12 protein-coding genes are annotated in these 12,551 nt (G+C 64.1%); 3 read left to right on the top strand and 9 right to left on the bottom strand.

Annotation, left to right across the window (positions count from 1 at the left end):
* Nucleotides 1–56: 56 nt before the first annotated feature.
* Genes EJ067_RS08080 through argE form a run of 3 tightly spaced genes read right to left on the bottom strand, consistent with a single transcriptional unit; the run spans nucleotide 57 to nucleotide 2,496 of the window.
* The gene (locus EJ067_RS08080) at nucleotides 57–410 is read right to left on the bottom strand and encodes a cupin domain-containing protein (RefSeq protein ID WP_126085484.1); all 354 of its coding nucleotides are present in this window, start codon (nucleotides 408–410) and stop codon (nucleotides 57–59) included.
* 24 nt (nucleotides 411–434) lie between these two features.
* Nucleotides 435–1,358, bottom strand: a complete 924-nt coding sequence (locus EJ067_RS08075; protein ID WP_126085483.1) for a glyoxylate/hydroxypyruvate reductase A — start codon at nucleotides 1,356–1,358, stop codon at nucleotides 435–437.
* A gap of 13 nt (nucleotides 1,359–1,371) precedes the next feature.
* Nucleotides 1,372–2,496 carry an acetylornithine deacetylase gene (argE, locus tag EJ067_RS08070; protein ID WP_126085482.1) on the bottom strand — a complete coding sequence of 375 codons (1,125 nt, stop codon included), beginning with the start codon at nucleotides 2,494–2,496 and terminating at the stop codon, nucleotides 1,372–1,374.
* Between the two features lie 284 nt (nucleotides 2,497–2,780).
* On the opposite strand from argE, the gene EJ067_RS08065 reads away from it, so the two are divergent.
* Nucleotides 2,781–3,638 carry a GNAT family N-acetyltransferase gene (locus EJ067_RS08065; RefSeq protein WP_189510720.1) on the top strand — a complete coding sequence of 286 codons (858 nt, stop codon included), beginning with the start codon at nucleotides 2,781–2,783 and terminating at the stop codon, nucleotides 3,636–3,638.
* A gap of 179 nt (nucleotides 3,639–3,817) precedes the next feature.
* Here the strand turns inward: EJ067_RS08065 and EJ067_RS08060 are convergent, their stop codons facing one another.
* Nucleotides 3,818–4,513 (bottom strand): helix-turn-helix domain-containing protein, encoded by a 696-nt coding sequence (locus EJ067_RS08060; RefSeq protein WP_126085481.1) that lies wholly within the window; start codon nucleotides 4,511–4,513, stop codon nucleotides 3,818–3,820.
* 106 nt (nucleotides 4,514–4,619) lie between these two features.
* On the opposite strand from EJ067_RS08060, the gene EJ067_RS08055 reads away from it, so the two are divergent.
* Complete coding sequence (locus EJ067_RS08055; protein ID WP_126085480.1) at nucleotides 4,620–6,041, top strand: FAD-binding oxidoreductase; 1,422 nt, start codon at nucleotides 4,620–4,622, stop codon at nucleotides 6,039–6,041.
* Nucleotides 6,042–6,186: 145 nt separating this feature from the next.
* On the opposite strand, the gene EJ067_RS08050 is transcribed toward EJ067_RS08055, so the two are convergent.
* A complete protein-coding gene (locus EJ067_RS08050; RefSeq protein ID WP_126085479.1) occupies nucleotides 6,187–7,227 on the bottom strand; it encodes an EscU/YscU/HrcU family type III secretion system export apparatus switch protein in 1,041 nt (346 codons plus the stop codon).
* Nucleotides 7,228–7,312: 85 nt separating this feature from the next.
* On the opposite strand from EJ067_RS08050, the gene EJ067_RS08045 reads away from it, so the two are divergent.
* Nucleotides 7,313–8,116: a tetratricopeptide repeat protein gene (locus tag EJ067_RS08045; RefSeq protein ID WP_126085478.1), complete on the top strand. Its 804-nt coding sequence runs from the start codon at nucleotides 7,313–7,315 to the stop codon at nucleotides 8,114–8,116.
* Between the two features lie 170 nt (nucleotides 8,117–8,286).
* On the opposite strand, the gene EJ067_RS08040 is transcribed toward EJ067_RS08045, so the two are convergent.
* From EJ067_RS08040 to EJ067_RS35160, 4 genes are read right to left on the bottom strand one after another with little or no spacing between them, the layout of a single operon-like run.
* On the bottom strand, nucleotides 8,287–8,736 hold the full coding sequence (locus tag EJ067_RS08040; RefSeq protein WP_126085477.1) for a hypothetical protein: 450 nt from the start codon (nucleotides 8,734–8,736) through the stop codon (nucleotides 8,287–8,289).
* Nucleotides 8,737–8,748: 12 nt separating this feature from the next.
* Entirely contained in the window at nucleotides 8,749–10,110 is a 1,362-nt protein-coding gene (locus EJ067_RS08035; RefSeq protein WP_245468212.1) for a type II and III secretion system protein family protein, read from the bottom strand.
* Between the two features lie 48 nt (nucleotides 10,111–10,158).
* Complete coding sequence (gene sctV, locus EJ067_RS08030; protein WP_126085476.1) at nucleotides 10,159–12,321, bottom strand: type III secretion system export apparatus subunit SctV; 2,163 nt, start codon at nucleotides 12,319–12,321, stop codon at nucleotides 10,159–10,161.
* A complete protein-coding gene (locus tag EJ067_RS35160; RefSeq protein WP_245468211.1) occupies nucleotides 12,318–12,515 on the bottom strand; it encodes a hypothetical protein in 198 nt (65 codons plus the stop codon). The genes sctV and EJ067_RS35160 overlap by 4 nt, the downstream gene beginning before the upstream one ends.
* Nucleotides 12,516–12,551 lie beyond the last annotated feature (36 nt).

Genomic DNA, 12,551 nt, shown 5'->3' with positions numbered 1-12,551 from the left:
GCAGCCCGCGCGGGACGGCAAAATCTGTCGCGGTGGCGGAACGCCAGGCGCATCGGTTACCCGACCGTCACATAGATCTTGCGCACGGTTTCGATCGTCTTCCAAACGCCGGTGAAGCCCGGCTTCATCACGAAGCTGTCGCCGGCACGGTAGGTCACCGGCTGGCCGCCATCCGGGGAGATTTCGACCACGCCGGAGAGGATGTGGCAGAACTCGAAGGTCTCCCCCTTGATCGAGCGTGTCTCGCCCGGCGTCGCCTCCCAGACGCCGGTATGGACGAGGTCTTCCTTGGCGGCATCCTGCGCCCAGGTCTTGAAGGCGGGGTCGCCGGCGATCAGCCGTTCGGGTAGGGCCTTGGCCTGGCGTGGCGGGAAGGACGGGTCGGTATCGACGGTCTTGAGCAGGGACATGGAACGGCCTTTCAGGTTGGAGATTCAATAACCGCGCGATCGGTCGACGAGCCCGATCGGGTCGAGACCGGCGCGATGGCGCTTGATGTTGTCGATGACGGCGCGCGCGGCGGTCTTGGGCTGGGTGACGCTGGCGACATGCGGGGTGAGAATGATCTTCGGATGCGACCAGAACGGGTGGTCGCCGGGGAGCGGTTCAGGATCGGTCACGTCGATCATCGCCGCACAAAGGTGACCGCCGTCGAGCGCCGCGACGAGGGCCGCGTGGTCGAGTTGCGGCCCCCGGCCGGTGTGGATTAGTGCTGCGCCCTCCGGCAGTTTCGCGAACAGCTCGGCATTGAGGAAACCGCGCGTGTCCTGGGTGAGCGGCAGCAGGCAGACCAGCACGTCGCTGGCCATAAGGATATTCTCCAGTCCGGGCTCGCCATGATAGCAGGTCACGCCCTCGATCCGCCGCGGCGAACGGCTCCAACCGGCAAGCGGAAAGCCGAAAGGTTTCAGCCGGTCGAGGACAGCCTGCCCGAGCTGTCCGAGGCCGAGCACGCCGATCCGGCGCAACCCTGCCTGGAGCTGCGGGATGTCGCGCCATTCGCCGGCGCGTTGCTGCGCCAGATAGGCCGGTAGGTTGCGGTGCAATGCGAGCACGGCCAGCGCGACATATTCCTGCATCATGCGCACGATGCCTTCCTCGACCATGCGCACGATCTTCACATGCGCAGGCACCGCATCGAAGCGGAACTGATCGACGCCGGCACCGATTGAAAACAGGATTTCCAAATTGCGGTAGCGGGCCAGGTTTTCCGGCACCGTCCAGGTGATGAGATAGCGCACCACGTCGGGATTGACCGTCGCAGCGTCCATGGTGAAGGCGACGTCCGGCATTTCCCGGGCAAAGACTTCGGCGAAGATCGCGCCGCGCCGCGCATCGGAGTTGAACAGGAACGTCATCCTGGTTGCTCCTTCAGGCCGAGCAGTGCGCGGCCAGCGCTTCGATCATCCGCTGGCAGGCGGCGAGTTCGCTGGCGAGGATGTATTCGTCCGGCTTGTGGGCGCGACCGATGTCGCCGGGGCCGCAGATGATCGCGTCCAGCCCGGCGGCCTGGTAGAGCCCGGCTTCCGTGCCGTAGCTGACGGCGGCGAGCGGCGCTTCGCCGGTCAGTTCGCTGAGCAGCGTTGCCAGCGGCGCGTCCTGCGGCAGCGACAGCGCCGGATAGGCGCTTAGCGGCGTCCACTCGACGCGAAAACCGTTGGCCTCACAGGCCTCCGCCCGCGCCCTTACCGGCGCGAGCAGGCTGGCCGGGTCGACGCCGGGTATAGCGCGGGCCTCGAGTTCCAGCGTGCAATAGTCGGGAATGATGTTGACCGATTGTCCGCCCGCGATCACACCCGCCTGCAGCGAGGAGCAGGGCGGCGCGAAGGCCGGGTCGAACGGACCATGCGTCAGCTGCTCGGCTTCGCTCACGACCGCGCTCAGCGTCTCGGCCATGGCATGGATGGCGTTGAGCCCGAGATCGGGGCGCGAGGAATGGCCGGTGCGTCCCCGGATGGTCACGCGGGCGGCCGCCTTGCCCTTGTGGCCGCGCACCGCGCGCATGCCGCTCGGCTCGCCGACGATGACGCCGAGCGGCATGGCGCAGAGTTCGGCCAGGCGGGCAATCAGGTGCGGCACGCCGCGGCATCCGACTTCCTCATCGTAAGAGAAGGCAAGGTGGATCGGTCTGGCCAGGCGTATTCCCGCCAGGTGCGGCACAGCCGCGAGCGCTGCGGCAAGGAACCCCTTCATGTCCGTAGTGCCGCGCCCGTAGAGCCGCTCGCCTTCGCGGCGCAGCGCGAAGGGAGATGAGCTCCATTGAGGCTCGGCAGCGGGAACAACGTCCATGTGGCCCGACAGGATGTAGCCGGGGACATCGGCGGGACCGATCGTCGCGAAAAGATTGGAACGATCTGCTTCTGGCCCTGGCAGCAGGGCGACCCGTGCACCGTGTTCGGCGAGATAGGCTTCGATCCAGCCGGCGATGTCACCGTTCGCCCTGCCTGCGACCGACGGAAAGGCGACGAGATGGTCGAGGATGTCGAAGACGTCCATTCCAGCCCTCAAGGCGTTGGTTCGCAGGGATCGGTGCAGTTGACCGTAAGCTGCTCGATTTCCGCAGAGGGTGCGCGCGTCCTTTCGCGATTGCGTGCCGAAAGCGGAAGTGTTTCAGTTGAATCTAACGTTGGCGCGCGCCTTTCAAGCAAATCGTACCGGCCTGCTTAGTTAGCGTTGGCAGAGGCAACGGGCGGACTTCGGCGTGTCGCCCTTTATTGCAGCAATCTTTCAGAGGCATAAAATTGAAGCCGTCCGGAAGCTTGAAAATCGATACCTTTTCGATGCGCATCGGCGACATCGAAAAGGTCGAACTGGATCGGTTGCACACCCTCTCGCTCTCTGTGGGATGGCCGCATCGGGCCGAGGACTGGCAATTCCTGCGCGAATCGGGACAGGGGTTCGTGGCGCTCGATGAAATCGGCCGCGTTCTCGGCTCGGCCATGTGGTTCCCGCATGGCGCCGATTTCGCGACGGTCGGAATGGTCATCACCTCACCGCGACTGCAGACGCTGGGGGCGGGGCAATGGTTGATGAAGCGGGTCTTCGAGAATGTCGCCGGACGCGATCTGCGTCTCAACGCGACCCGTGCAGCGCGGCGGCTTTATCTCTCGCTCGACTTTCAGCCGGAGAAGACCGTCTATCAATGCCAGGGCATCGCCCGCGTGCCGACAGCGGGCGGTCCGGCGGAGACGCGCGGCGATATCCGGACTTTGGACGCACGCGATGTTCCGGCAGGGATCGCGCTCGACGCGGCGGGATTCGGCGTAAGGCGGTCAGCGCTCATTGAAAAGCTCTTCGCGCATTCGGCCGGCTATGGGCTTTTCAGGGGGAACAAACTGACCGCTTTCGCGCTCTGCAGGCCATTCGGGCGGGGCCATGTCGTAGGGCCGGTCGTCGCCGAAAGCGATGCCGACGCCGTGGCGACCGTGCGGCCGCATGTCGTCGATCATTCGGGGTCTTTCCTCCGAGTCGACACCCATGTGGACAATGGCGAGTTCGCCGCCTTTCTCTCGCACGCCGGAATGCCGGTCTTCGACACGGTGCTGACCATGTCGCTTGGCAAACGCCTTGCCGATTTTGCCGCCGGCGGCTCGGCTATGCCGAAGACCTATGCCCTTGCGAGCCAAACCCTCGGGTAGGTTGGCGTTGCTGTTCGTCGAAGAGCCGGCCAACTTTCAACCATTTCTAAGTTGTTCCCTGCGCATCTTCAACTGGACGCAGCCCTCAAGCGTTGCGATCTGAACGTCTGGATATGGGCTTGTCAGGCCAGAACTCGCCAGTCGAACTGGCGGAAACCTGCTGCAGCGCTGTCAAGATGTCAGGCGGGGCTCGTGGCGGCGCGGGAGACCGGCCTGATATGCGCGAACATGCTGCGGCCGTTCCAGGTAGGGAAGGCTCTTACCAGCGACGGCGGTCCGTCGAGCTGGATCCGGCCGCCGCCAATGGCCTGGGTCCAGCTAAGCTGGCCGGTGTGCCATTTGACGAAGGCTTCGGCTTCCGCCGTGATGTAGAGGTCCTCCTCGAAACCGGGGTATCTCTTGCAGATTTCGGTGTCTCCGAATTCGATGAGCAGCCAGTAGCGCTCTCGATGCGGCCGGCCGGTGAAGTCGAAACGTATGACGACGCGTCGATTCGGGAGCCGGTCTCGGCGGAGCGCGTTGCACATGGACCAAAGTGCCACAAAGGGGTCGAGATGCTCGGGGGCGATCTCGAGCCAACGCGCACCCCACTCGCCGAGCGACTGGCAGACCCCGAACAGGGCGTGACCCGCCGAGGTGAGCTCGTAATGGTGCCCACGCCCGTCGGACTTGGGTGCTGACTCGATGACACCGAGTCGTTCCAGCTGCTTGAGCCGCTGTGAAAGGAGGGTATGGGAGAGTCCCGGCGCGCCCTCCAGGATTTCGCTGAAGTTTCCGCAGCCCAGGTGCAGGTTGCGGATGATCAGCGGTGTCCAGCGTTCGGCGAAGATCTCGGCGCCGCGAGCGATCGGGCAATACTGGCCGTATGTCCTCATGACACCACTGTTGCGCGCCCGCCTCCGCTTGTGAAGTCCAGATTTTTGACTATCCGGCCGCCTTGCGCCGTGGTCCGATGTTGCCTCTCAACAGGAGGAGGAAACGATGACGACGCCGATAACCGCGGAGATCGATCGCGCAAGCACGAAGTCAGCCGCCGTGGAAATCGATGGGTTCCGAGGCCGGTTGATCAGTGCCGAGCACGCCGATTACGACCTCGCCCGCGCAGTCTGGAACGGTGCCATAGACCGGCGCCCGCGGCTGGTTGCCCGATGCACCGGCACCGCCGACACGGTCGCGGCAGTGCGTTTCGCCCGCGACCACGATCTGGAGATCGCCATACGCGGTGGAGGCCACAACGTAGCGGGCACCGCCGTTTGCGACGATGGAATCGTCATTGACCTCTCGGCCATCAGGGGCGTGCGAGTCGACCCCACCAACCGCAGGGCCTGGGTGCAGGGTGGCGCGCTGTGGGGCGACGTCGATCATGAGACGCAGGCTTACGGTCTGGCCACCACCGGCGGTATCGTGAGCCACACCGGAGTAGCCGGACTCACCCTGGGCGGTGGCGTTGGCTGGCTGATGCGCAAGCACGGCCTCACGGCCGACAACCTCCTTGCTGTCGACATCGTGACGGCCGACGGCGAGCTGCTGCGGGCATCCGAGCAAGAGCACCCCGACCTGTTCTGGGCACTGCGAGGCGGTGGCGGCAACTTCGGCGTGGTCACCTCGTTCGAATTCCGCCTCCATCCCGTCGGGCCCAACGTCCTGGCGGGGCCCATCATCTGGGACGCAACAGACGCCGGAGACGTTCTCCGCTTCTATCGCGACTTCGTCCGCGACGCTCCCGACGAGCTCGGCACGGTCGTGAGGTTCGGCGCCGCGCCACCCCTACCGGTCATACCCGCGGATCTGCACTGGCGCCCGGTGATGATGGTCGGTACCTGCTATGCCGGGCCGATCGGAGACGGTGAGCAGGCGCTGCGCCCGCTTCGCACTTTCCGGACCCCTGTCGTCGACCTGGTTGGGGCCACACCGTATGTGGGATTCCAGAGCGCGCTCGACTCGACCGTTCCCCATGGTTGGAACTACTATTGGAAGTCCACCCACCTCCCCGAGCTCCGCGACGATCTCATCGACGTGATCATCGAGCACGCGTTCTCTTCTTCATCGCCGCGGTCATACGCGGCTATATTCCATCTCAAGGGGGCGGTGAGCCGAGTAGCCGAGGGCGGGACAGCGTTCGGCAATCGGCAGGCGTCGCACGCAATCACCCTCGATGCGGTGTGGCGGCCCGGCGAGGGCTTCGGCGACCGGGACACTGCCTGGGCAAAGGGGTTCTTCGGCGCCCTCGGCCGCTTCCGCGAGGGCGTCTACGTCAACTTCCTCGGCGGCGACGAAGATCCCGCCCGGGTCCGCGAGGCATACGGCGAAGCCGTCTACGACCGACTGGTGGCGGTGAAGACTGCGTACGACCCCGACAACACCTTCCACCATAACCAGAACATCCGCCCCGCTGGGTCGTGAACAATCGAGTTGGAGTAGGTTAAGACCTGCGTAATCACCGCCGGCAAGGCAGTGAGGAATTTGACGACAATTGTGACGGGATGTTGAGGCATCGCGCGAAGGGCCAGATCTCATACCATCAGGAGGTCCTGCCGACGGTCCTTGCTCAAGTTAGGCCATGTCGTACCAGATGGCGAACGACTGGAGAAAACAACTCCTCGCCGATGTAAGTTCCGGTATTCGCACGCTCGAAAAGCGACCCGGCGACGGCCGCATCCACCACCACTGGGATACCTGACTGGCGCGCTTGCGCCATTATCTCGTGGGCAATGCGCCCCTGGCCCTTGCCGACCACCGCCGGCACCGGCGTTTCGCCCTTGACGTAGCGCAACGCCACGGCCAGGTCGCCGGATACGAAGACTATGACTGCATTCTTCACGCCGAGCTTTGCGGGTTGCAACACCGCCTCGCGCCTCTGCCGCTGCTGTTCATGGCGGATCAACGGATCGCCTTCGAGATCCTTGTGCTCGCGCTTGTATTCGGTTGTCGTCATGCGCATGTCGCGCAGGAACAGCCAACGTTGAACCGGAACATCAATCACGCCGATGGCGACGAAGGCCAGGCCGGCGGCGATTCCGAGAGGCGTCAGGACCGCCTTGATCATCGGGCCCAGGCATGACGGACCGCAACCCGGCGCATCGAAAAGCGGCTGCAGCCATGTGATCAGCACGAACGCGAACAGGCACGCCAGCAGCACCAGCTTGATCACGCCTTTGGCGAACTCGATGACGTTGCGGAGCGACAGGATCTTCTCTAGGCCCTTGGCCGGATTTATGTGGTCGAGCTGCGGCTTGAGCGGCTCGAACGAGAAGACCGGTCCGAACGTCCCCAGCATGCCGAAGACGGCGGTCAAAACGACAACGATGCCAACCAGCGGCAGCGTGGCAAGCATCAGCAGCGACAACGAATGACGGATGGCGCGCAGGCTGACATCCCCGAACGAGCCGCCAGGCACGGTTACGGTCTGCACGAGTTCGGAGAGACGTTCGAAAAGCGTCGGCCAGAAAAAATAGAGATAGGCGAGCGCTGCAAGGAAAGTGAAGCCGGAGGTGAGGTCGCGGCTCTGCGGAACCTTGCCTTTGCGGCGGGCGTCGCGAAGCTTCTTGTCGGAAGCGGGTAGTTTCTTTTCCTCAGCTTCTTCGGCCATGTTGCAATCTTATCGCACTGGCCTGGTTCCAGTCCGTCGATGGTCTGTGTAAGGTGAGGACGGGCTTGAATACGGAGAGGTGGATATGCGGTTGCATGTCGTATTCTTGCCTGTCGTCATAGCGTTGGCGCTGTCCGGTTGCCAGACGGCCAAAACCGGCTCGGTCAGCGCGAAGGACCAACCCCCGGCCTCGCAGTCGGATCGACTGATCAAGCTTGCCGACGATATCAATGCGCGCGGGGACAGTGATACCGCGATAGCGCTCTACCAGCGTGCGGCGGCGATGCCGGACGCCAAGCCGGGTGTGTTCGTCAAGGCGGGTGACGCCTATATGCGGGCCGGATATCCGGCCGATGCCGCCAAAGCGTACCAGGCAGCGCTCGCAAAAGCGCCCAACGACGGCGAAGCGATGCTCGGGCTTGGCTCGGCGATGATTGAGGCCGGCGATATCGAGGCCGGCATGCGCGCGCTCGCACAGGCAGCGCCTTTGGTCAACAGCAGCGCCGCCTATAACCGATTGGGCGTGGCGCAGACATTTGCCGGCCAGACTGCCGAAGCGCAGGCGACCTTCGCCCAGGCATTGAAACTTGCGCCCGGCGATCTGGACGTCGAGACCAACATGGCGTTGGCGGCAGCCCTCGAGGACAACTCGGCCACCGCACTGCCGCTGGTGCAGAAGGTTGCCGCCGCACCCAACGCGCAATTGCACCACAAGCGCAATCTCGTGATGGTCTATGGGCTTCTCGGCCAGGCCGATCAGGTCAAGGCTTCGCCGCCTATCGGATTGACGACCAAGGAGGTGACCACCTTGCTTGCGCGTGCCAGAACCATCCGGTCGAAGGGCACCACGCAGGCCAAAGCCAAGGCGCTCGGCTCCATCCTCGGCTAGCGCCTGAGGTGTTCTTATGCAAAGCCCGCCGCGCAAACAGGTGCCAGAGCAATTCCAGGGAAAGTGTGTAACGGTTTTCCGTCGGGAATTGCATAAAAACAAATAGTTAGAGCAGTTCAGCGATTGTACGGATCGCTGAACCACCCTGAACGGGCGATGATCGCGCCGGCTCACTCGACCGGAAGCGTCGTCTGCGGCGCTGCCGGCGCGCTGTTGGCGCCGCCGATCGGAGCCTCCTCGCCATCGAGATAACGACGGGCAGCGCGCGCGGTCGGCGCGGCGGCCGCCGGCCCCATGCGGCGGCCCTCGACGAGGTCGGGCTGGCTTTCGGCCATGCGCTGAAGATTGTACGCATTGGCGCAGCCCGCCGGCAGATGGGAGCCGACGCCGGAGACGATGGTCAGGTCGGTCCTGGCGGCGGGGCTGTCGTCGTCGGCCGGTTCCGCCAGACATGCATTGGGAGCAAGGATCGAGCCGCTGACGCCTTTCTCGGAGCCGCCGGGATCGGTCGAGACATAGCTGTAGCCGGGCGAATACTCCTGCCGCTGTTGAGGGCTGTTCACGCAGCCGGCAAGAAACAGCGCGGGAAGCACGAAGCAGAAGGTGGTGCGCAATGTCATGGTCAATTCCCGCTATTTGATGATCAGACCGGTCGCCGACGCGTCCTTGGCGTGCTTGCGACTGACCCGCTTGGCAGCCGGGCGATCGAGTGGGGTGGCGAGACTGTCCCGCACCGGCGCCACCAGATACGGCGTGATCAGGATCACCAGTTCGGTCTCTTCGTGCTGGAAGCGCTGCGATTGAAAGAGCGGGCCAAGCACGGGCACATCGCCGAGCACTGGAAATTTTTCCAGATTGCGCGAGGTCCGCTGCTGGAACAGGCCCGCGATCGCAAAGGTCTGGCCGCTGGCCACTTCCACCGTCGTGTCCGCTCTTCGCACCACGAAGCTCGGCATGGCAAAGCCGTTGGCGGTGACCGAGCCGGCATCCGACAGGGAGCTGACTTCCGGCTGGACATGGAGCGCGATGCGATTGCGGCCGATGAGCGTCGGGGTGAAGCCGAGGGATACGCCGAAAGGTTTGTATTGAACGGTCGTGACGTCGGATCCCTGCGCGATGGGCACCGGAATTTCCCCGCCGGCCAGGAAGTTCGCCGTCTGTCCGGTCACAGCGGTCAGGTTCGGCTCGGCCAGTATCTTGACGACGCCGTTGCGTTGCAGGGCTTCGATGAGGACGTCGAAATTGAGGCCGTGCGCCTGGTCGAGGCTCAGACCGAAATTCCCGCCGCCGCCCGAAGGCACGCCGTTGTCCTGGAACATGTTGAATTCGAAACCGCCGCTCTTGTAACCGACGGACCAGTCGACGCCATAAGACTGCAGTTCCGTGCGCGAGACTTCGGCGAAGCGGACCCGGATGTTGACCTGCTGCGAACCCTGCACGGTCATGTTGTTCAACGGCGGCTGTTCCGGCGGCGAGAACGTGCGTGCGACATTGTCCAGATCCTTTGCTTCATCGACGCCTCTTGCCTCGCCCGTGATGACGATGCGGGTTCCGAAAATGTGGAGGTTTGTCGCCGAATTCGGCTGCATGGCATGCTTGGCTTCGGAGGCGGGCGTGACATCGGGTGTGACGCGGAATTGAGCCGTCGCCTCGATCCGCTCGTCGGCGGTGACCGCAATAAGGTTGGTCAGGCCGGGTTTGAGGCCGAAGACATAGACCATGCTTGGCGACACGACCTGGAGGTCTGCGATCGTAGTGTCGGCGACCAGGACGGATTCGACCGGCTCATTGAACCGCAGCAATCGGCCTTGCCCGACCGGCAGGTCGAGCGTTGGCTTGCTCGGCAGCGGCGATACGTTCTGCGCCGTTGCATCGGCAATCGTAAACAACAAGGCCACCAAAACGCCAACCGTCGCGATAGCGAGCCGGCGCATGTCCGTCCGCCAGGCGGAAGCGGCGGATCGAACGCCTGCTGCGGTATCGTGGATTGTCATGCTGTTCCTCTCCTGATTCCCCGGATGTCCCCATTCGTCCGGCTGCCGTCATGAGGCTGCCTCCTGCGCGGCTTTCGCTTGAGCCGACGGCAGCGCCTGGGCGCGTGCGCCGGCTCTTGCGCTGCGGCCGGTGATTGTGGCCAGCGGCTGGACGTTGAATTCCTGCGCAAGTTCCTGGAAGGAAAGGACAGGAAGCTCGATCGCATTGTGCGTCAGCAGGCTGCGCATGTGACGGCGCACGTCCATCGCGGCGAGGACGACCGGCGAGACGTCGCTGGCGCTGTGCGCCAGTGCTCGCTCGACTTCGCCGACCAGGGCCTGCGCGTCATCATCCGAAAGGTTCAGGAATGTCCCGGTCGATGTGCTTTGCACAGCGTTGCGCAGAACATCCTCCGCCGACCGCTGCAGCACATAAGCCGCGATGATGTTGTTGCGGCCGGCGGAACGGAAGCTGATCTGGCGCTTCAGGGAAGTGCGGACATATTCCGTCAGCAGGACGACGTCCTGTTCGCGTTGGCCCCATTCGATCAACGCTTCGAGGATAAGGCGCAGATTGCGGATCGGCACGTTTTCGCCGACAAGGCGGCGAAACACTTCCGCGATCTTCTGCAGGGGCACGATCTCCTGAGCCTGCCTGACCAGATCCGCATATTCCGTCTCCATGTCCGACAGCAGCCTGCGTGTCTCCTGGATGCCGACGAAGTGCCCGGCATAGAGCCGAAGCGCATTTCCGGTCCATTTGGCGGCCGTTTCCGCCGGCGTGGAGAATACGAATCCGGCTTCTTGCAGCGCCGGGACGTGGCGGTCATCGACCCATACGAATTTGCGCTGGCCGGCGATCGAAGCAGCTTTTTCGTAAGTCACCTCCAGCAGATCGAGGTGAGTCAGGTCCGCTTCGACGAGAACGCGGGCGGCGGGAATTTCGGCGTCCAGGATGGGCGCGCCTTCCAGGTCGATGCGGATGCTTCGTGGTGAGAGCATCTCGTCGGTCTGCAGGCCGATGGCCGGAACATCGACACCGAGATCGCCGAAGAGTTCGCGGCGAACGCCGTCGGCGAGTGCGCTGAATTCGGGCTCCGGAATCGAGTCCGCGAGTTCGGAGCCGAGGCGTACGACCACGCGATATGTAGCAGGCAGCGTTCCCGTGGAAATTGCGGCGAGCGAGGCGGAACTGCCCCGTTGGTCCTCGACCGCTATCTGACCGATATCCTTGGGTTCGGAGTCCTGGGCGTTGTGGCGGCCGATGGCATAGGCGCCTGCGCCGAAGCAGGCGCCAAGGACCAGGAACACGATGGAAGGAAAGCCTGGCACCATGGCGAGGCCAACCATGATCACGGCTGCGAGGGCAAGCGCACGCGAGTCGCGCAGAAGCTGGCTCGTTATCTGCCGGCCAAGGTCGCCGGTTCCGTCAGCGCTGCCGACGCGCGTCACCATCGTGCCGGCGGCGACGGCGACGAGCAGAGCCGGTATCTGCGCCACCAGCCCGTCGCCCACGGTGAGCAGCGAGTAGGTCGCTGCCGCATCGCCCAGCGACATGTCGTGCTGCAGCGTGCCGACGGCGAAGCCGCCGATAAGGTTGACCAGGATGATCACGATCCCGGCGATGACGTCGCCCTTGACGAATTTCATGGCGCCGTCCATCGCGCCGAACAGCTGGCTCTCGCGCTCCAACTGCTGGCGCAGGCGGCGTGCTTCCGCTTGATCGATATCGCCGTTGCGCAGCTCGGCATCGATGCTCATTTGCTTGCCCGGCAGCGCATCGAGCGTGAAGCGCGCGGCCACCTCGGCGACGCGTTCGGCGCCCCGCGCAACCACGATGAACTGCGCGACGGTGATGATCAGGAAGATGACGAGGCCGACGGCAATGCTGCCGCCGACGACGAAGGTGCCGAAGGCGGTAATGATTTCGCCGGCGTCGGCCTGCAGCAGGATCAGCCGCGTGGTCGTGATCGTGATCGCCAGCCGGAACAAGGTGGCGATGAGGATGACCGACGGCAGCGACGAGAATTGCAGCGGATGGGAAACGTAGAACGAAGCCAGCAGGATGAGCACGCTGATGGCGATATTCGCGGTGATGAGGATGTCGACGAGAAACGTCGGCAACGGGATGAGCATCATCACCACGGCGACGAGCATCAGGACGGCAATGACCAGATCGCTTCGCCGCGACAGCCTGGCAAGGAATTGCAGAAGCCGCTCCGGTACGGTCATGGTTGTTCAACGCCTCGTTGCGACAGGAAGCGCAGCAAGGCGCTGTGAGCCTCCGTCTTGCGCCCGGCCACGAGCAGGGCGCGGCTCTTCAGCAATGCAAGCGCCGGGTGGGCCATTCCTTCCAAGGTCTCCAGCCTGGCAATCGTGGCCAGCGCCTTCTCCGCTTCGCCATCAAGTATGAGCAGGTGCGCCAATGTCCTCAGGAGACCGGCATTTTCCGGCGCCAGCTG

Source organism: Mesorhizobium sp. M1D.F.Ca.ET.043.01.1.1 (assembly GCF_003952385.1).
Lineage (GTDB): Bacteria > Pseudomonadota > Alphaproteobacteria > Rhizobiales > Rhizobiaceae > Mesorhizobium.
Note: the sequence above shows the minus strand (reverse complement) of the source record. Positions and strands in the feature narration are given on the sequence as shown.

Bases quoted from the DNA above. Each gene is read 5' to 3' on its own strand.
- EJ067_RS08080 (WP_126085484.1), bottom strand. From the start codon at position 410: ATGTCCCTGCTCAAGACCGTCGATACCGACCCGTCCTTCCCGCCACGC.
- argE (WP_126085482.1), bottom strand. From the start codon at position 2,496: ATGGACGTCTTCGACATCCTCGACCATCTCGTCGCCTTTCCGTCGGTC.
- EJ067_RS08065 (WP_189510720.1), top strand. From the start codon at position 2,781: ATGCGCATCGGCGACATCGAAAAGGTCGAACTGGATCGGTTGCACACC.
- EJ067_RS08055 (WP_126085480.1), top strand. From the start codon at position 4,620: ATGACGACGCCGATAACCGCGGAGATCGATCGCGCAAGCACGAAGTCA.
- EJ067_RS08045 (WP_126085478.1), top strand. From the start codon at position 7,313: ATGCGGTTGCATGTCGTATTCTTGCCTGTCGTCATAGCGTTGGCGCTG.
- EJ067_RS08060 (WP_126085481.1), bottom strand. From the start codon at position 4,513: ATGAGGACATACGGCCAGTATTGCCCGATCGCTCGCGGCGCCGAGATC.
- EJ067_RS08040 (WP_126085477.1), bottom strand. From the start codon at position 8,736: ATGACATTGCGCACCACCTTCTGCTTCGTGCTTCCCGCGCTGTTTCTT.
- EJ067_RS08075 (WP_126085483.1), bottom strand. From the start codon at position 1,358: ATGACGTTCCTGTTCAACTCCGATGCGCGGCGCGGCGCGATCTTCGCC.
- EJ067_RS08035 (WP_245468212.1), bottom strand. From the start codon at position 10,110: ATGACAATCCACGATACCGCAGCAGGCGTTCGATCCGCCGCTTCCGCC.
- sctV (WP_126085476.1), bottom strand. From the start codon at position 12,321: ATGACCGTACCGGAGCGGCTTCTGCAATTCCTTGCCAGGCTGTCGCGG.
- EJ067_RS08050 (WP_126085479.1), bottom strand. From the start codon at position 7,227: ATGGCCGAAGAAGCTGAGGAAAAGAAACTACCCGCTTCCGACAAGAAG.